The 19,359-nt window shown below is 37.3% G+C and carries 15 protein-coding genes, 1 tRNA gene and 1 pseudogene; 11 read left to right on the top strand and 6 right to left on the bottom strand.

Translation table 11 applies throughout. The features are described 5' to 3' along the window. Window positions 1–206 precede the first annotated feature (206 nt). From mutY to PR767_RS14790, 6 genes and pseudogenes are all read left to right on the top strand, one after another. Window positions 207–1,259 carry an A/G-specific adenine glycosylase gene (mutY, locus tag PR767_RS14815; RefSeq protein ID WP_272520539.1) on the top strand — a complete coding sequence of 351 codons (1,053 nt, stop codon included), beginning with the start codon at window positions 207–209 and terminating at the stop codon, window positions 1,257–1,259. A gap of 10 nt (window positions 1,260–1,269) precedes the next feature. Then, the gene (locus tag PR767_RS14810) at window positions 1,270–1,539 is read left to right on the top strand and encodes an oxidative damage protection protein (protein ID WP_198641881.1); all 270 of its coding nucleotides are present in this window, start codon (window positions 1,270–1,272) and stop codon (window positions 1,537–1,539) included. Window positions 1,540–1,593: 54 nt separating this feature from the next. Beyond that, window positions 1,594–2,667, top strand: a complete 1,074-nt coding sequence (mltC, locus tag PR767_RS14805; RefSeq protein WP_109911957.1) for a membrane-bound lytic murein transglycosylase MltC — start codon at window positions 1,594–1,596, stop codon at window positions 2,665–2,667. 184 nt (window positions 2,668–2,851) lie between these two features. Continuing rightward, window positions 2,852–2,927, top strand: a tRNA-Phe gene (locus PR767_RS14800). Window positions 2,928–3,223: 296 nt separating this feature from the next. Next, window positions 3,224–3,876 (top strand): annotated as a pseudogene (locus tag PR767_RS14795) (IS6 family transposase). Window positions 3,877–4,102: 226 nt separating this feature from the next. Beyond that, window positions 4,103–5,119, top strand: a complete 1,017-nt coding sequence (locus tag PR767_RS14790; RefSeq protein WP_004905208.1) for a linear amide C-N hydrolase — start codon at window positions 4,103–4,105, stop codon at window positions 5,117–5,119. A gap of 51 nt (window positions 5,120–5,170) precedes the next feature. On the opposite strand, the gene PR767_RS14785 is transcribed toward PR767_RS14790, so the two are convergent. The 5 genes from PR767_RS14785 to PR767_RS14765 all read right to left on the bottom strand — a co-directional run bounded on the left by PR767_RS14785 (window position 5,171) and on the right by PR767_RS14765 (window position 12,389). Then, window positions 5,171–6,655: a TolC family protein gene (locus tag PR767_RS14785; RefSeq protein ID WP_442959806.1), complete on the bottom strand. Its 1,485-nt coding sequence runs from the start codon at window positions 6,653–6,655 to the stop codon at window positions 5,171–5,173. Further along, complete coding sequence (locus tag PR767_RS14780; protein WP_272520537.1) at window positions 6,655–8,523, bottom strand: FUSC family protein; 1,869 nt, start codon at window positions 8,521–8,523, stop codon at window positions 6,655–6,657. The genes PR767_RS14785 and PR767_RS14780 overlap by 1 nt, the downstream gene beginning before the upstream one ends. Continuing rightward, window positions 8,510–9,550, bottom strand: coding sequence for a multidrug transporter subunit MdtN (gene mdtN, locus PR767_RS14775; RefSeq protein ID WP_109911955.1), 1,041 nt, complete (start codon window positions 9,548–9,550; stop codon window positions 8,510–8,512). Before mdtN ends, PR767_RS14780 begins: the two co-directional genes overlap by 14 nt. Window positions 9,551–9,553: 3 nt before the next feature. Further along, window positions 9,554–9,835, bottom strand: a complete 282-nt coding sequence (locus tag PR767_RS14770) for a YtcA family lipoprotein (protein ID WP_004905217.1) — start codon at window positions 9,833–9,835, stop codon at window positions 9,554–9,556. 334 nt (window positions 9,836–10,169) lie between these two features. Further along, complete coding sequence (locus PR767_RS14765; protein ID WP_004905219.1) at window positions 10,170–12,389, bottom strand: extracellular solute-binding protein; 2,220 nt, start codon at window positions 12,387–12,389, stop codon at window positions 10,170–10,172. A 346-nt stretch (window positions 12,390–12,735) separates the two neighbouring features. On the opposite strand from PR767_RS14765, the gene PR767_RS14760 reads away from it, so the two are divergent. Genes PR767_RS14760 through PR767_RS14750 form a run of 3 tightly spaced genes read left to right on the top strand, consistent with a single transcriptional unit; the run spans window position 12,736 to window position 15,571 of the window. Further along, the gene (locus PR767_RS14760) at window positions 12,736–13,557 is read left to right on the top strand and encodes an MBL fold metallo-hydrolase (protein ID WP_109911954.1); all 822 of its coding nucleotides are present in this window, start codon (window positions 12,736–12,738) and stop codon (window positions 13,555–13,557) included. Window positions 13,558–13,571: 14 nt separating this feature from the next. Further along, complete coding sequence (locus PR767_RS14755) at window positions 13,572–14,819, top strand: MFS transporter (protein ID WP_109911953.1); 1,248 nt, start codon at window positions 13,572–13,574, stop codon at window positions 14,817–14,819. Between the two features lie 38 nt (window positions 14,820–14,857). Continuing rightward, entirely contained in the window at window positions 14,858–15,571 is a 714-nt protein-coding gene (locus PR767_RS14750; protein WP_109911952.1) for an MgtC/SapB family protein, read from the top strand. 104 nt (window positions 15,572–15,675) lie between these two features. Here the strand turns inward: PR767_RS14750 and hypT are convergent, their stop codons facing one another. Further along, window positions 15,676–16,584, bottom strand: coding sequence for a hypochlorite stress DNA-binding transcriptional regulator HypT (gene hypT / locus PR767_RS14745; RefSeq protein WP_004914205.1), 909 nt, complete (start codon window positions 16,582–16,584; stop codon window positions 15,676–15,678). A 460-nt stretch (window positions 16,585–17,044) separates the two neighbouring features. On the opposite strand from hypT, the gene PR767_RS14740 reads away from it, so the two are divergent. Together PR767_RS14740 and PR767_RS14735 are read left to right on the top strand one after the other, a co-directional pair. Continuing rightward, window positions 17,045–17,773 (top strand): aspartate/glutamate racemase family protein, encoded by a 729-nt coding sequence (locus tag PR767_RS14740; protein WP_109911951.1) that lies wholly within the window; start codon window positions 17,045–17,047, stop codon window positions 17,771–17,773. Window positions 17,774–17,843: 70 nt separating this feature from the next. Beyond that, complete coding sequence (locus PR767_RS14735; protein ID WP_004914207.1) at window positions 17,844–19,145, top strand: anaerobic C4-dicarboxylate transporter; 1,302 nt, start codon at window positions 17,844–17,846, stop codon at window positions 19,143–19,145. Window positions 19,146–19,359: the final 214 nt, after the last annotated feature.

Below are 19,359 nucleotides of genomic sequence, written 5' to 3'. Positions count from 1 at the left end.
ATTTACAGCCCTAAATGCCCAAGTTACAGTGAGTACCCTTACCCTTGAAGCATGATGGATATCGGAGTTTAGCAAAACTTCCACAAGGATGCAGTTGATAATTAGCTAACTTTACACTAAACAACACAATAGCGGTTTACAGCCCTCTTCGTCTATGTTGCAATTCCTGCCATGACTGGAAATATCAATAAAAAATAAAATTATCAATGGAAGCTCAACAATTTTCATCTGCAGTGCTTGACTGGTATCACAAATACGGTCGTAAAACGTTGCCATGGCAACAGGAAAAATCGTCCTACCATGTTTGGTTATCAGAAGTCATGCTGCAACAAACCCAAGTGAGTACTGTAATCCCCTATTTTGAGAAGTTTATCTCTCGTTTTGAGGATGTTACCGCCCTTGCCAACGCACCTCTTGATGAAGTTTTACACCTATGGACAGGACTCGGCTATTACGCTCGGGCTCGGAACCTCCATAAAGCGGCACAAGTGATCGCGACTCAATATGATGGCTCGTTTCCCACTACATTTGATGAAGTATTAGCGCTACCCGGTGTTGGCCGGTCCACTGCTGGGGCAATTTTGTCTTTATCGCAAAAACAGCATTATCCTATTTTAGATGGTAATGTTAAACGTGTATTAGCTCGAGCTTATGCGGTTGATGGCTGGCCGGGTAAAAAAGAAGTCGAAAATCGCTTGTGGGAAATCAGTACTGATGTCACGCCAAAAGAGGGAGTTGAATTTTTTAACCAAGCGATGATGGACTTAGGTGCGATGGTCTGTACTCGCAGTAAACCAAAATGTGAGCTGTGCCCACTTAATTTTGGTTGCATGGCCTATGCCAATCATTCATGGCAAAACTACCCGGGCAAAAAGCCTAAACAGAAAATTCCTGAAAAAAGTGCTTGGTTTCTAATTATGCATCACGGTGACAGTGTGTGGTTAGAACAACGCCCACCATCCGGTATTTGGGGGGGGTTATTTGCCTTCCCACAATTCAATTCTTTAGAGCAACTCAATGATTGGTTGAGAGAATCAGGCCTTGAATATACTCAATTAGAGCAATTAATTTCCTTCCGTCACACATTTAGCCATTTCCATTTAGATATTATCCCTGTAAAAGTTAACATTCAGGCATTTAATTCTGCCATGGATGAAGGCAAAGGACTCTGGTATAACTTACACTTAGGCGCAACTATCGGCCTTGCAGCCCCAGTTGAAAGTTTACTAAAACAGCTCGCCTTACTACCTGATATTTGAGGAAAAATTAATGAGTAGAACCATTTTTTGTACATTTTTACAACGTGATGCAGATGGGCAAGATTTTCAGCTTTACCCAGGTGAGTTAGGAAAACGTATTTTTAACGAGATTTCAAAAGAAGCATGGAGTCAGTGGATGACAAAGCAAACCATGCTTATTAATGAAAAGAAACTCAATACCATGAACCCTGATGACCGCAAAATGTTAGAACAAGAAATGATTAATTTCTTGTTTGAAGGCCATGATATCCATATTGATGGCTATACACCTGAAAAATAATCTGTTTGTCTACCTACTAAGTAGGTAGACTTTTGCCCCAAGACTGTGAATCGTATGAAAAAACTATTTGCGCTGAGTTTGTTAATTCCCTTAATTGTTTCTTGTTCTAGCAAGCAAAAATCTGACTTTAACCCTAATTATGTCAAAGATACCAATGGGTTCGATATTTTAATGGGCCAATTTGCCCACAATATTGAAAATATCTGGGGCATTAAAGAAGTGTTAATTGCAGGCCCAAAAGACTACGTTAAATATACCGATGAATACCGAACTCGTAGCCATATTAATTTTGATGCGGGAACCATCACGGTTGAGACAATTTCAGCAATAGAACCTTCACAGCACCTAAAGAAAGCTATTGTCACCACCTTATTAATGGGAGATGACCCTAATTCCATTGACCTCTATTCTGATATTAATGATATTCCTCATAGCAAAGAACCCTTTTTATTTGGCCAAGTGCTAGATAACACAGGAGAAGCTATTCGTTGGGAATGGCGAGCCACAAAGTTTGCTGATTATCTGATAGAAAATAAAATGCAGCGCCGGCAGTCTGGTATGAATATTGTTTGGTCCGTAACTATGCAACTAGTACCAAACCATTTAGATAAACGGGCTCATAAATATTTACCTTATATTAAAAAATCTTCAGCCAAATATGGTGTTGATGAATCATTAATCCTAGCTATCATGCAAATTGAATCGAGTTTCAACCCTTATGCGGTTAGCCGTTCTGATGCACTTGGTTTAATGCAGATAATGCCAAATACAGCAGGGAAAGATGTTTTCCGCTCACAAGGGAAATCCGGTGTTCCTAGCCGTAGCTATTTATTTGACCCAGAGAAAAATATTGATACAGGCACTGCTTACTTAGCTATATTGCAAAACAGCTACTTAGGCGATATTCGTAACCAGACCTCACGCCGCTATGCGGTCATCACTGCCTATAATGGCGGAGCTGGTAGCGTATTACGTGTCTTCCACAGTGATAAAAAACAAGCAGCACAACGTATTAATAATTTAGAGCCTGGAGAAGTGTATGAAACTTTATCCACTAAACACCCAGCGGCTGAGTCACGTAATTATCTTATCAAAGTGAACAAAGCACAGAAAAATTATCTCCGCTAAAATTTTTCCAATATCGCATGCCAGCCAAAATTGGTTTTTAGGCTGGCATTTGTTATTAACCTTAATAATTTTATGTATATTCGATTAAAAACTGGCTAACATGTTGAAAAAAAGCGCATACAGTCAAAAGTTTATTGAAAGCGCCTTGACTCAACCAATGAAATCAGGTTTAATACGCTCCGTTGCCCGGATAGCTCAGTCGGTAGAGCAGGGGATTGAAAATCCCCGTGTCCTTGGTTCGATTCCGAGTCCGGGCACCACTAATTCTCAACAGACGTCAAATGACGTCTGTTTTTGTTTGTAACGCCCGCTAAAATTAACACTCCGCCAAAGTTTCACCTCAACTGAATTCTATTCGACTCTACCCACATCAACCCTACTGTGCAGGTACAATTGCGGGTATACACTAGTTCGATAGAATCTTGTACCCTCTTTATCTGGCACTATTGCAAAATTTAAGTAATAGGTATGCTAAATTAATTATTTTGTTACTGAGAATTGTTTGGTGAATGCATTTAAAGCTCGTCATTTCACAGGTATTATCATCCTTTGAGCTATGCATTGGTACTGCAAATACGGTATCAGTTATCAAGAACGCTTGGAAATGTTGGCTGATGGTGGTGTAAATTTAGTTCACACGACAATCTATCGCTGGGTTAAACGTTATGCGCCAAAAATAGAAAAGCGGTTATGTTGGTATCGGTGTAGTCCCTCCGACCTCAATAATTGGCATTTAAACGGAACTTATATCAAAGTGAATGGGAAAGGACGTACCTTTACCGAGCTGTCGATAGCCGGGTGCACAACATTGAATTTTACCTCTCACCACATCGTAATACCAAAGCTACCTATCGGTTTTTAAGAAAAATATTCAATCGAGTTAGAAATAGCAAATCCTCAGGGTTATCAATACAGATAAAGCCTCACCTTATAGTCGAGCTCTCAACCCTCTCAAAAAAGAAGGAAAATGCCCTACACATGTAGAGCAACGGCAAATCAAATTTCACAATAATGTCATTGAATGCGATCATGGAAAATTGAAGCGCGTGATAAATCCCACCTTAGAATTTAAATCAATTAAAACGGCACATGCGACTATTAAAGGTGTTGAGGTAATGCATGCACTTCGCAAGGGTTAAGCTGAACATTTGTTACTATGCTCAACCGCTAAGCGAAATGCACCTAGTGAATCGAGTCTTTGGTATGTAGCCCATTTCGAGTTGAAAAACTCAATCTCACCACTTTATTTGCAACAGTACCCTTAATTGGGATTCTGTTATTATTTTAATGGGTCACCTATTATTGAAAAACAATTTCAATATAAATAATCTTCATTATCAGGTAATATTTATTTAGCTACCTTACGACCCACATTTATTAAAATGAAGTGTAGCCTACAAATTCGCGAATACTTCATAAAACGAGGTTAAATGGAATGTGTACGAGTTTATCAATAACAGATAGCCAAAATAATATTTACCAAGGGCGAACATTAGAATTAACGGAAGACCTGCCCTCTTGGATAACATATTATCCTGCGAATACTTTTTTTCAGAAAAAAGCCCCTAACGGGGAAAATGGTATTAATTATACATCTAAATTCGATATTCTTGCGATAACGACCGAAGTTTATTTTGATGGAGATAACCATAATATATTCCAAGGGTTAAATAGTGCAGGATTAACGTTTAGTGCAAATATGATTTCTGAAGCAGAGCTTACGCCAATTAATCCGGAAAACTATTATTTATCATTGCCTGTTACCGCATTAGGCGAATGGGCTTTATCCCTTTTTAGTCATGTTGATGACGTTAAAAAAGCGGTTGAAAATGGTTACTTTTGGTCCCCTATTCTTGTTAATTTTAGGAATTTAACATCACCATTCCACTATGCTTTTTATGATAAACACGGTGGTAGCATTATTGTTGAAGCCGTAAATGGCAAATTACAGGTTTTTGATAACCCTACTCGTGTCATGACTAATGGGCCTGATTTTCAATGGCATTTAAAAAACCTGAATAATTATACTCAGTTATCAAACCTAGATATATCAACAAGTTTACTGGGTAATATTCGAGTTACTCAACCTGATAGTGGTATTGCAACATCAAATCTACCTTCGTCTGATACATCTGTTGGGCGTTTCATTCGAGCGGTTTTTTATAGTACTTATGCGCCAAAAGTTGACAATGCAAAAGACGCTATGATTACACTCGCTCACATTATGAATAATTTTGACCGTACTAAAAATATGACTGTTGATAATATGGGGGAAGGAGAAGGCACTCAAAATAGTTTACTTTCTGAATATACTGTTTGGAGCTGCTTATCTGATTTATCTAATGGTGTAATATATATTAGAGGTTATGGCGAAATGAATTATAACCAATATTCAATTAGCCAATTTAGTAGTGCAGGAAAACCTGTATTTCAACAACTGGACATTTATTAATTTATAATCGCAGAAGATAAATACTAGGTTATCTTCTGCTATCTCATAAACCTATTTTATCGTAGCGTCTTCATATTTTGGTAAAGCCCTTTCAATTTCACCTAATGCAAAGGCTAAATCCACAGCAGCAATAACTGAACCCGTATAAGAATCAATATGAGCAAGCTCGGCTGTTAATAATGCAATTTCTGCGGCATTAATTTCAGTCACTGTTCCTAAACCATTTTTATAAAAATCAACACTGGCGGTATAACTTAATTGAGTTGTTTCGACTAGGTTTTTCGCCGCTTTATTGGCCTCAACCGCTGATTTTAGTGCATTCTCAGTTAAACTCATCTCTCGAATCGCCATTTCTTGGCTTTTCCGCAAATTCTCTTGGGCAATAAGAATATCCGACTGAGCATTCTTCATACGTGCTTGCCTTATTCCCCCTTCATAAAGCGGAATACTGATACCTATCAAAATATTTGAAGATGAAGAACTTTGGTTGATACCCGGTAGTCCTTGCACATCTAAACGGCTGTTTCCCCCCGCGACGGCCCCCGCTAAATAGACTTTAGGGAAATAGTCGGATTCCACAGATTGGATCGTTTTCATCGCTGCCAGTGTAAGTTCATAGTTAGCAAGCACATCAGGGCGCTGGGCTAACGCATTTCTGATCCGTTCATGGGTCAACGGTGCGATATTATCAGGCAAAACATCGTTATCATTATATTGAATATTAATTGCTTTCAGTGGAGATATACCGATGGTAGAGAGTAATAATTGGTATTGATCTCTTTCTTTCCCTTTAGCTAATACGTTCTGAAACTCTAATTGTGAAACTTGCTGCTTCGCTAATGCAACATCCAGTACGGTTGCTAGCCCACGCGCTTTTTTTTGCTCTACGGCATACAATAAACGCTGGCTTCGCTCCAAAGCTTCATAAGTTATTTTTGTTTTTTTCTGTGCTGCACCATAAGCATAATAAGCAATGGTTACATCATGAATAATTTTTTGGTGAAGTAAATTAAAGTTAAGGTCAGAAGCTAAAGATGCATGTTTGGCTGCATCAGTTAATGCTCCTCGCTGACCAAAATCAAACAATAGCCATTGAAACGTTATCGCAGGGATAAAAACATGGTTAGAAACATCAATTTTATCGACTAAATCATTATGTGGTAACTTCAATGTTCCACGTTGATAGCCACTTAATGCTGTTGCAGTTATAACGGGTAAATAGGTACTTTCAACCATTCCCACATTGGTTGCGGCTTTTTTAGCAAGCTCCCAAGCAATACGTGTTTCAGGATTATTTTTTTGTGCAACATCGATAAGGCTTGCTAGGTCATATTGATCTTTAAATACTTCGTTATGTTCAGCATATAAATTCTCTTCAGGGGAAGAGATATATGTGTCAGTTTCATATTGTAAAGGCTGCAGCGCTTTATCCATAAATGAACGGCTCGTATCGACACAACCGACAAGAAAAATGCTGAATATCGAGATGAGTAAATATCGTTTTTTGTCATATCTCATTGATTGGGTCATTGTCATTACTTCTCGCTCACTAGTTCTTTAATGACTTGCTCTTTTTCTTGAGCCGATAAAGTTGAAGGTATCGTATTTAAGACATCATATTTCAAATCACTGGCAGATTTTAAATTTGTATTCGAATCAAAATGATCTTTATGATTAAAAGGAATAAATTCAGACGAATAATTTTGGTAACTATCTACTGAAACCTTGGTTAAGAATTGGTTTAAGAAATGAGTTAAAGCCCCCCCTTTATCTTTAAAGTGGGTTTCGAACATCAATAAATTAATATCATCTTTTGTTTTAATAATGCCCTCATTGATTGCAGCAACCAAGCTGAGAGCCTCGACATTGTTATCATAAGATTTTAATTTAAGTGCCGCATAACTATCTAGAATATTTCTAATTTGAGAGTTAACTGTAGTCATGATAGAGACTGGCCACACTTTAGTGAACATAATGTACATGACAACATTACCTAATAGGATACCGAGGATCCTATCGGAAGCAACATCCAGATCATAGCTCGGTTTAAAACCATGAAGAACGGTTAATAAAAATGCCAGCCCAACTTGGACTCCTGCATAGGATATACGCTCATTACCCGCAGCCACCCATGCAGCAGGCAAGATACAGAAAAAGATGAGTATCATTAGGCTAAAAATATCGGATAAATGAGGGATAATATACACAATCGAAATAACCCCGATTAATGCACCAATTAAACACCCTATAATACGCAGCGTTAGCTTATGTACTGTTTCACCAACAGAAGTCAATGCAACAACGTAGCAAGTGATCATCGCTGTGTGGATCCCCTGCCATTCAAAATAGTCATAAAAAACATAGCATATTAGTGCAGCACAGGTTGTTTTGATGGCGAAATATTTATGGTTTGGATTTGTAAAAGCGTCTTTAACAAAAAAGGGATTTTTAGCTTTAGGGTCACTCCCCACTTTCTTCTTAAATAGAATATCTTGAAAATCAGCCAGTATTTTCTGGTTTTCAAGGTAACTATTTTTTTCGCTTTTTAGCGTTTCCAATTGTTCAATTTGGTTTTTTTCCAAACACTGCGCAATAAATTGACATTTTTCCGCAAGTAATAGACGAATTTCAGCAGAAGTATCATCGGGTAAATTTAAGGACATGATCAGTATTTCATACGAATTATCAACCATGCTATCTAGCCACTGGATTTCCCTTTTTCCTTTTAGAAAAAAGAGTTTGATGAGCATTAGGTTCCGTTTACATTCAGCCTGCGTACTTAAAGCTTCACTAATTTGAATTGAATACGGCATTTTCCCTAAAAAAAATTGGTTTGCAGCCAAAAAACGCTCAGCTAGCTTATTCATTAATAATTTTTTAGGGCTAATCCCAAAAAAGTAATTAAAGATAACCACCAATAACATGGGGGATACAGCCATTAATAGTGCGTATAAAAGCCCTCTTGTTGCGGCATCGCCAAAAGGAACATCATCAATCAATGTCATTAGAAATGCAATTACAAGGGCAATTAAGTTACCGACATCACCAAGGCTGCTCGCTGAAGACAAATACATAAATAACCCTGAGAAAAGGGCCATAAAGAAAAAGCGCAACATCACATTTTGAATCGTAAAGTTAAACAATATAAAGATTACACAGACCGCTATACTGCATAGCACTATGACACCAATACATAACAGAATATTTTCAATCGCATTGGCTTTAACAAGGTAGATAATTAAATAGCAGCTAATCGCCGATTCTGGAATTTCGTATAACATCGCAATGCCAGCCATTAATGCGCACAGTAAAGCAATCCGCCATGTTGTCGCGAAACGAAAATTAAATGGCAACAAATCTTGTTTTATTTGTTGAAGAACCAGTAAAGCTTTAGCAGTCATCATCTTGGGATACAATATTAACAGTGGCAGTCGCACCAACACGCATCAGATTTTTCGGTGGATTTTCTAAAATTACTCTCACAGGAAAACGTTGTTCAACACGCACCCAATTTAAAGACTTGGGGACATAAGGTAAGTCTCGAGGTATATTCAACAGATCAGTAGACATTACTCCCCAACCTGCACCTTGTACTCGGCCTTTAATAGGTTGTTTGTTATTAATCATTGAATAAACAACTGCACAGCTGCCCATTTGGATGTTATCTAACTCTGTTTCTTTAAAGTATGCGGACACAAACCATGTCTCTGTATCAATTAAGGTAAAAACAGATTGCCCTGAAAGGACAAACTCACCCGCTGATATCGTTAGTCCAACAATATACCCATCACTCGGTGCCTTAATTTCCGTGTTACCCAATTCCCACTCAGCCATGGCGAGTGATATTTTTAATGACTCAACAAGTGCTTCTTCAGATTTGGTGTTATTAATTAATGCTTCTGATGCCACATTTTGTTTTTGAGCTTGTTTTAAGCTGACTTCTGCATCACGTTTTAAGGTTCGGGCGTCATCCACTTGTTGAGCGGTAACAAAACCTTTCGCCAACAATGGCTCTAAACGTTTTAAAGACTGAGTTGCCAATGCAAGGTTAACTTGTGCACGTTTTATTTGCTCTTCAGCCACTTCAGAATTTGATGTTTCAGCGACAATCACTCTCTTTTTGTTGCTTAACGCCGCTTCTGCAACAAGTAACTCGGCTTTAGCTTGGTTCACTCGTAGAGCATACATAGTCGGGTCAATGGTAAATAATCGATCGCCTTTTTTGACTTCCTGATTTTCTTTAACATAAAACTGGCTTATCCGTCCCGGAACGACAGAAGAAATGTTAATTTTATTGGCCTCAATCACGGCCTCTTCACTTAGTGGATTCAGAATCGATGATTGCAGGCTTTTCCATAGTAATAGTAATAAAGCCGCAAATATGCCGATTGTGAGAATGACGGCTATCTTTTTTTTATTTTTTATATTCATAATTTAATGAGAAAAATAAAGTAAGGATATGGTAATAGAGATTGTCAACAAGACACCAAAGTAAAACATCAGAGGAAAAGGTAACTTATCATCAATTTCTAAATAAACGAGAACAACACGCAATAATATAGCGCCAACCAATCCAATTAAGACACATAGCATCCAATAAGGGAAATAAGCGCCTAACATTGGGAATAATGGGGAATGTCCTTGGTTGCATCCCATTAACAATAAGGATAGCAGGCTAACGCTGATAATATGGCGATATTTTCTAATTAAGCTCAAGATAACTCACCTATCATATTATGATTAATTAACTTATTAATTAATCACTACTATAACTCTTTTTAAATAATAATCGAATGATAAATCGAAAGTTTATTAAACCTATAAAATGAAATGAAATAAAAAAATGAATTAAAGATACATAAACCAGCCACTAAATGCCGAGAACCCTCCCAAGAGGGCAATTGAGGGTTACTTCAAAAGCTATTTTTGCTTTATACCTACCGGTAAAAATGACTAAACAAAACGCCCTGTATCGCAACTAGCTTATGCGGATAACACTAAAAGTTAGTAACAGCTTATCATTTGTTTATCCGCTTATTTAAAATACCAATTAACCCGTTATTTGCCTCTCACCTTGCGTATCAACCAATAAGCGCTGGTTAATATACTCAATCGCCTCATCTATAGTCATGATTTTATTCACAACATTAGTAATTCCTTGCCCAATAATGACTTCAGCTTGGCGCAAATTAAACAACTTACCGTTTGGAATTGAAGATTCACGGATACCTCGATTTATTTCTTGATAAGCCAGTGGCATCCATGGATAGCGATAGCAAACCTCTTGATTATGGCTGAAATCTTGATGATTACTGTTTCCACCCAACAAAATGAGGTGATCCATTACTATTGGTGAATAAAGCCAACGATAAAATTGTTCTGCATAATGTGTTTTTTGGCTATAGCGAGATACCCCTAATGCCCCACCCCCCAATTGAGGGACTCCCCCTGGTACAGGGGCAAAACCAATTTTAGGGAAAATATTACTGTGAGCAACATCGTTAAATAGGTTCATATAAGCAATCAGCATAGCAAGTTTCCCTTGCTCAAATTGTTCGACTGATTCGCTCCACCATTTATTATGAATATTTTCTGTAATAGAAACCTGGTGGAGGTATTCATCTAATACCTGACCCGCTAATGGCATTTCTAATCTAGGAATATTACCATTACTTATTAACTTTCCTCCTGCCGCGTAATACCTTAATAAGTACTCAGTGGCAATTAACCCCGCACTGCCTAACGTCGTTGATGCACCGATAGGCCGTAAAAACTCACCTTCTTCATGTAGCTCTGTAAAAAATTGGGTTACCTGATCGTATTCATCAAAAGAAGTCGGTACTGTTAGTTCTTGTCCTGTTTTCTCGTAATACATTCTTTTTAAAATAGGATCTTCAAAGAGATCTTTACGATAAAATAACATTTGTGCACTGGCATCAAATGGCATTGCATAAGCAGTATCATTCACCAAACTAAATTTTTGCTGTGTTGGTAAGGAAAAGTTACTTAATAAATCAGTCACCCCATTCCCGACTTTATCTAACGGTTGCAAGATGCGTTCCGCAAACCAAGGAAAGCAGGCCATATCGATACGTAGTAAATCATAATAAGGATGTAAATGGAGCTGCCCTAAAATTTGGTAAACTTCATCATAAGGATAAACTGCTAAATTAACCTTAATTCCTGTTTGTCGATAAAAATGTGGCAGTAGCTTTTTAAGTGCGTTTGTTGAAGGGCTGGGTAAAATGAGTAAATTTAAGGTTGGATCGGATTTATTGTCAGTAATTATTGCCGATGTTGCCGTATAAAGGTTACCACTTTGATTACGAACGTAGACAGTATTCTTCCCCACCGTTTTCTTTGCGTGATCTTCTCTCATCAGTTCATCGACCACTTCCAACCCTAATTGTGCATAGTTCATTGGGAAACAATGTAACCCTTTTAGTATCGGAGGAATGTTACCACTTAAAGCAAAAATTGCAGGGCAATCACCTTCACTACCAAAAAAACTAGCTTGGGTTAAAAAACTAGCTTTTTCAATGTCTTCAGCAACAAATAAATCGGGTATTTGCTCCTCAGAGAAAAAATCAAAAGCTGCCTTATAAGATTCATCATTAGAAGCACGAATAATAATAAATTTTTTATTCGGGGCCTGCTGTTTAAGGTTATTTTGTAACTCACTGACAAAGGTGGCGTGCTCTAAATCACCATGATCATCGCTAAAAATACCCACTAGCTGGCTTCGACTTGTCGCAATTTGTTGGCAAATGGCATCAGCTGCCTGAGAGTAATCCAATGTGAAAAAATGGTAAGCGTTTACAGGCTGACGATAAATAAAAATAATTTGAGAAGCGGCTAATTTTAAGGTGTCAAAATAGATAGCGGCATCCTGCAAACAACTGACTGCTACGACTTGCTTATAGCCACCAGCGGCAATTTTTTGTAATGCATCGAGTTCTGTCGTCTCCAGATCATCCGTCAAGAATAGATCATAAGTTATCTCTGGATACTGAGCCATAGATTGCCTAAATGAATTAAAAAATATTGCATACTTATCAGACACCAATTGCGGTAAAAGTATTGCTATCTTTTGGCTCTTATTGGTTCTCAATAATTGAGCTTGTGTATTTAACTGGTACCCCATTTGCTTGGCGGCTTTATAGACTGCTTCAATTTTCTCAACACTCACATTCCCCCGCTTATTCAAAACATTAGAAACGGTTCCATGAGAAACACCTGCTAATTTTGCGATATCCTTGATTGTTGCCATTTGTCTTTTTCACCTTGATTATTGCTGCCAATAGCATACCTGAATTATTCATCGCGACTACCGATAATTGATTTGAACGTTCCACTCTCAATTAGTTTATAAAACAAACGAATAAAATAAAGATTACTTTTCTTGCCTTTCTTTTGCAGGGCAATATTAAACAATAACAAAATCAATGACATAAAAAATAATCTTTGAATGAGATCACTGATCTAAATAACATTTATTGGCAATAACAACCCCCAGCATTACTATTGGAACGTTCAAATTGATTTATTTTTTGTTTGAACACCAACACCAGGGATCAAAAATTCCAAAATAAAACTATAAAATACAGGTAATTATTATGAAACTTCACTTTTTAGGCACCGCGGCTTCTGAAGGCATACCAAATCCTTTCTGCCGCTGTGAGCACTGCCAAAAAGCAAGAGAGCTTGGAGGAAAAGATATTAGAACCCATTCTTCCGCCATTGTGGATGATCTTATGTTGATCGATGTTTCCCCGACATTTAGCTATCAGTTAATGCGTGACGGAATGGATGCAACTAAGTTTGAAAGCTTACTATTTACCCATACTCATCCTGACCATTTTAATGTCGGCGATTTATTCAGCCGCATGGAAGGTTATGGTTTTGAAATTCACCATCCATTACATATTTTTGGTAATGATCGAGCAATTAATGGCTGCCTTGACGTTCTACCCGGCTACAGTAAAGAGCGTTTCGATTTCCACTGTTTAATCCCTTTTGTCACCGTCGAAAGGAACGGTTATAAAATTACGCCATTACTTGCAAACCATGCTAAATGGGAACTTTGCTATGTCTATCATATTGAAAAAAATGGAAAAGCTATTTTTTATGGACATGATTCAGGTTGGTTCCCTGAATTAACCTGGAAATGGTTGGAAAATAAACAACTTGATATCGTCGTATTTGAATGCACTTACGGGCTCAATGGGAAAAACCGTACAGATAATCACATGAGCCTAGAAACCGTCTTTGCAGCTAAAGAAAAACTGCAGCAACAAGGCTGCCTGCATTCAGAAACTCAAATTGCTGTTTCACATATTTCCCATAGTGGCAAATTACTTCATGACGAATTAGAAGCGGTTTGTGCACCTTATAATATCCGCGTTGCTTATGACGGATTAACGCTAGAAGCATATTAAGAGGAAAACTAATCATGGATATGAAAATAACCTCTCGCTTACTGATCATGATGTTTGTGCAATATTTCATGCAAGGCGCATGGAATATGACAATGGGACTTGTGTTAAGTACTTATGGGATGGCAAACATCATTGGTAATGCTTACGCTTTATTAGGTGTAGCAACCATTATTTCCCCTTTATTCATTGGTATGGTTGCTGACCGTTTCTTTGCTTCACAAAAAGTAATGGGAACACTGCATTTAATTAATGCGGCCGTTATTCTATGTGTTCCTCAATTTATTGAGGCACAAAATAGCGGCATGACCCTGTTTATGATTTTTATTATTGGGCTACTGTTTTATCCAACAACTGCGCTTTCTAATAGCATCAGCTTCTCTCATATTAATGGTGTGAAATATTTCCCTATTATTCGTGTATTTGGCACATTCGGTTTTATGGCTATCGGATTTATATTAGGGGAAATGGGCTTCTCAGGTAGTACTATGACTTGGTATATCGCATCCGCTGTTGCTGTATTACTAGGTTTCTACTGCTTTACTTTGCCAAATACACCACCAAAAGCGAAAGGTAAACCTTTCTCCGCTAGAGATATTCTATGTTTAGATGCACTTTCATTATTTAAAGACCGTTATTTCGCTATCTTAATGTTTAGTATCTTTGTATTAATGATACCGAAAACAGCTTACTCCGCTTATATCCCTGTATTTATTAAAACACTTGGATTCGATAATGCAGCATCTATCATGCAAATTGGTATTGCATGTGAAGTCCTATTTATGTTTGTGCTGTCATTCTTCTTAATGAAATTCGGTTTCAAAATCACCTTACTTCTTGGCGCAGTAAGTTGGATTATTCGTTCAATGTTATTTTCCTATGCTGCAGTAGATTCCGGTTTCTACTTCATTATTTTCGGATTGATGCTTCAAGGATTATGCTGGGACTTCTTCTTTACAGCAGGTGATATCTACGTTGACCGTAAAGCAAAACCTGAGATCAGAGCGCAAGCTCAGGGTTTACGCTTTATTGTTTCAAATGGCTTTGGCTTATTATTTGCTTCAACAATTTGTGGTGAAATCTTTAATTCAACTGTCACAGAGGCAGGTAGCGCAGCATTACCACAATGGGGAACATTCTGGCATTACCCAGCTATCGTCGCCGCTGTTGTCACCGTTTTCTTTATCTTCTTCTTTAAAGACGATGTGTCTAAAAAGAAAAATGGGGAAAATGAAAAACCAGCAAATCGCGTTACAGCACAATAATAATTAAGGAAAGGGTAAGGTCACGTCAGGAGCAAGCCATGGATTTATTTATACAGTTTGTTGGCACCATTGGCCCTTTATCACTATCAAGTATTGCTAAACTACTAGCCGCCTTCGTTTTAGGCGGCTTAATTGGCTTAGAACGTGAATCAAAAGGAAAACCTGTTGGTTTTAAAACTTGTGTCATTATCGCCGTTGCCAGCTGTTTATTAACCATCGTTTCTATTCAGTCAGCGGAATATTACGCCAATATCTCTGACAATATACGTAGCGACCCAATGAGATTAGCTGCACAAATAATTAGCGGAGTGGGCTTTCTAGGCGCTGGGGTTATATTGCATCGTCGTGATGATGCCATTTCAGGTCTAACAACTGCAGCCATTGTTTGGGCTTCAGCCGGTGTTGGAATTGCCTGTGGTTCAGGGTTCTACTGGCATGCTATCATCGTTACAATCCTTTTTTTCTTAGCAATACAACTCAGTCCTCAAGTTGCTTTATTTCAGATGAGAAACCAAAAACTAGGAAAAATTAAAGTTCGAATGCTATTTACTCATGAAAAAGGTGTTCCTTTGCTTATTGAGTACCTAAAAAGCCACAAAGACTTAATTGAGAATCTCACCATCAGAGATATCAAGAAAGAGCGTGTCGAGGTAAATTTAAAGCTATTAGTACGCCAAAAAATCACTTTACCTGAATTTTACTGCTCCTTAAAACAGTTGGAGTATGTCCACTCTGTTTCTTTAGATCACTAATTCTTTCTTTTTCAAAGTGATATATTTTCGCTAAATAAAATGTGAATTATTTTAATAACCTGTTTATTTTAGCAGGTTATTTATCTATAAATTCCCCATCGACACTATAAGTGCCGTAAATCCTCTGGAATATTCTTTTTTAAAATGCGCCAAAAGTCCTCTGCAGTTTTATTTAGCCTTGTATCCATACGGTAGATATAAGCTTGGATAGGTATCGTTAATTCAGGCGTATCTAGACAAACGAGTTTCTTTTCTTTCAATTCATTCACTACAGAATAAATAGGCAACCATGCTATGCCATGACCATCCAAAGCCATATTTTTTAATAACTCACTCATTGATGACATAAAAAGTGTTTTCGAATTGATCGTACCAAATTCACTTAACCGACGATTAACTAACCTTCCCATATATGAAGCACTTGTGTAATTCAACAACGGCACTTGAGGTTGATAGATGTCAAATAGCGGCTTACCATGCTCATCTGCGGCACAAATTGGGTATAATTCAGATTCAAATACATTCAATGAGGAAAATGGAGATTGCATGAGATCTTCATCATAAAATGAGATAATAAAGTCACTCTTCCCTTCTCTCAATGCGTTGACAACTTGTACGACATCAATGGCTTCAACATGGTAAACAAACTCCTCACCGTAACCGGACAGCCCATGGACTAATTTAGGTAGTAATGTTAATGACAACGAATGAGCGGCAGCAATTTTAATATTTGGTAGACTCAATACATTATGGCCGGATAATTCATTTAAGTTACATTCCAGTTGTTGTAGTAAACTACGTGCTTGGGAATGGAAAATTTTGCCCTCTTCAGATAACTGTAAAGGGGAAGTCGTTCTATCAAATAATTCAACACCAATAGCTTCCTCTAACGCTTTAATACGACGGCTAAACGCGGGCTGAGAAATATTTCGTTGTTCTGCGGCATGAGAAAAATGTCGGCACGACTCTAGTGTTAAAAAATCATATAGCCATTTTGTTTCTATATTCTTCATCTTATTAAGCCTTAAATTGACTTGCTGTTAAAATATAAGAAATTAAAAGTATTTTTATTGATATTTTAAGTTAATGATTAGTTAAGCAACCAAACAAAATTTGTAGATACATTATTTGTATTATGCATAGACCTACTATTTAAAACATTAACAAAAATCAAAAATTAATTTTATTTAATTTATTTACATCATAAAACCTAGTCTATTCAGGCTCTCAGAGCAATTTATTAAAATAACTTTATTTTGAATAAAAAACTTAATGCATATCTTGCATCAACCCATACTTACTTGCATTTCTCATCCAAGATAAACATTGATAAATATTAGCCATAGGTTATGGCAGTAATATTTAGGTTAATAATTATTTTAATGCCAACCTATATGTTAAATAAATGAAGGAATATAAGCATTTATTGATTTTTATTTTATAAAAAAGCTAATGAAATGCAGGGGTATTAAAATGAAAGGTTTAATTGGTGTATTAGGTGGTATGGGACCTGCCGCTACTGTCGATTTATTTAATAAATTCGTTAATTATACCGTAGCAAATAGAGACCAAGAGCATATCCCTTTAATTATATCATCTATTCCTGATATACCAGATCGAACAGAGGCGCTATTAAACCGTGGTGAATCTCCTCTACCTTTAATGACTGACTATCTAAAAAAACTAGAAAATGCAGGTGCTGAATGTATTGTTATTCCTTGTAACACCGCACATTATTGGTTTAGTGAACTGAAAGATATTTGCCACGTCGATATGCTAAGTATTGTTGAGACAACAATGAAAGAAGTGCTAGCAACCAAGAAAAAAAATATCGGATTACTTGCAACAAATGCCACTATGTATATGGGGTTGTATCAAAAAAATATAGAAAATAAATATTTAAACTGCATCACGCCTGATAAAGAAAGCCAAGACAAAGTTATGGAAAGCATTTATTTATTAAAATCAGGAAATAAAAAAATGGCTGAGGCCATTATGAAAAAACAAGCTGAGGCATTATTCTCCCGAGGTGCAGAAATTATTGTTCTTGGCTGCACTGAAGTTCCCGTCATTCTTGAAAATGAAATAAATAATTATCCAGATAAATATATCGACTCAACCAGTACCTTAGTCAGAGCAAGTATTCACTGGTATGAAAGTAGAGTCGGAAAACAAAATTTAATGATAAATAAAAATATTTAATTTTATATCAAATATCAAAAATTAATTTTTAATATTACTAATGACAATATATTGTCTATTGGAGACGATTATGGTTTGGCTAGAAATCATTGTTGTATTAGGTGCAATATTCTTCGGTATACGGATGGGGGGAATTGGTATAGGACTCTGCGGTGGATTAGGATTAGCAGTTCTAACCATTGGGTTTGGTTTACCTATTGGCTCCCCACCTGTTGATGTTATTTTAATTATTATGACCGTCGTGGTAGCAGCATCTGCGTTACAAGCTGCAGGTGGAATGGATTATCTCGTACGCCTCGCCAGTAAGTTTATGCGTAAAAACCCTAAGTACCTGAATATTATAGCGCCAATCATCACTTGGGTGATGACTATCATGGCTGGTACAGGCTTCATTGTTTTCTCTATGCTACCAGTGATAGCCGAAATCGCAAAAGATTCAGGCATTCGCCCATCCCGAACATTAGCAGGCTCAGTGGTTGCATCACAAATTGCTATTTCAGGTTCGCCAATCAGCGCCGCAATGGCAGCAATGTTGACAATAATGGAAGGTAATGGCGTTACTTTCATCGTTGTCATGTCAGTCTGCTTACCTGCCTCTTTTGTTGCAGCCATGGTTGCGGCATTTATCGCATCACGCCAAGGCTGTGAACTAGAAGACGATGAAGTTTATCTTGAGCGCTTACAAAAGGGCTTAGTCCATAAATACGAAGAAAAAACAGGTGAAAGCACCACCAGAGAAAAGTTTTCAGTTGTCTTGTTTATCATTGCCACTGTCGCGATTGTCATCCTTGCTGCCTTTCCGCAATTGCGTCCCGGCTTTGATATCGGTAAACCTATGGGCACTCGCGATATTATTATCATCTGCATGTTAAGTGCTGCATGTTTGATGGTGATATTCTGTAAAACATCACCAAACTCAATCGTTCTAGCACCCACTTTCCGTTCAGGAATGAGTTCACTTGCAGTGATATTGGGTATTGTTACCTTAGGGACGACATTTGTTGATGCACACATGGACCAAATTAAAGCGATAGCTGGAGATGTGTTATCTGCATATCCTATTTTATTAGCTTTAGTTCTGTTTTTTACCTGTGCATTGTTATATTCACAAGGTGCCACAACACCATTAATTATTCCGTTAGCTATTGCCTTAGATGTTCCCACATGGGCAATTTTGGCCTCTTTTGTCGCCGTCACCGGAGTATTTGTCTTACCCACTTACCCAACATCATTAGCAGCAATTGAATTCGACTCAACAGGGTCTACTCGGGTTGGAAAATATATTTTAAATCATCCCTTTATGTTACCAGGCCTAGGTGGAATTATTGCAGGTGTCGCCTTCGGTTTTATCATTGCACCAATGATTGTCTAACATAAAGACGTGAGGCTTCCACATATTTATAACAAGATAACAAAATGATTTTATTGACAAAATGAAGTTAAACTTTGGCTCTATTTGGCTTTATACTTTGCAAGATTGGCAAAATACAATAACAAAGTATAAAGCTGTTTTTTTATGCCTTCTTCAATGTTCATTAGGTACATCTGCAAAGAAAATATAATTAACAGCACGTAAAAATACCCCA

The organism is Providencia sp. PROV223 (assembly GCF_028479245.1).
In the GTDB taxonomy this organism is placed as follows: Bacteria; Pseudomonadota; Gammaproteobacteria; order Enterobacterales; family Enterobacteriaceae; genus Providencia; species Providencia rettgeri.
The sequence above is the reverse complement of the archived record's forward strand: the minus strand, read 5'-3'. Positions and strand labels throughout refer to the sequence as shown.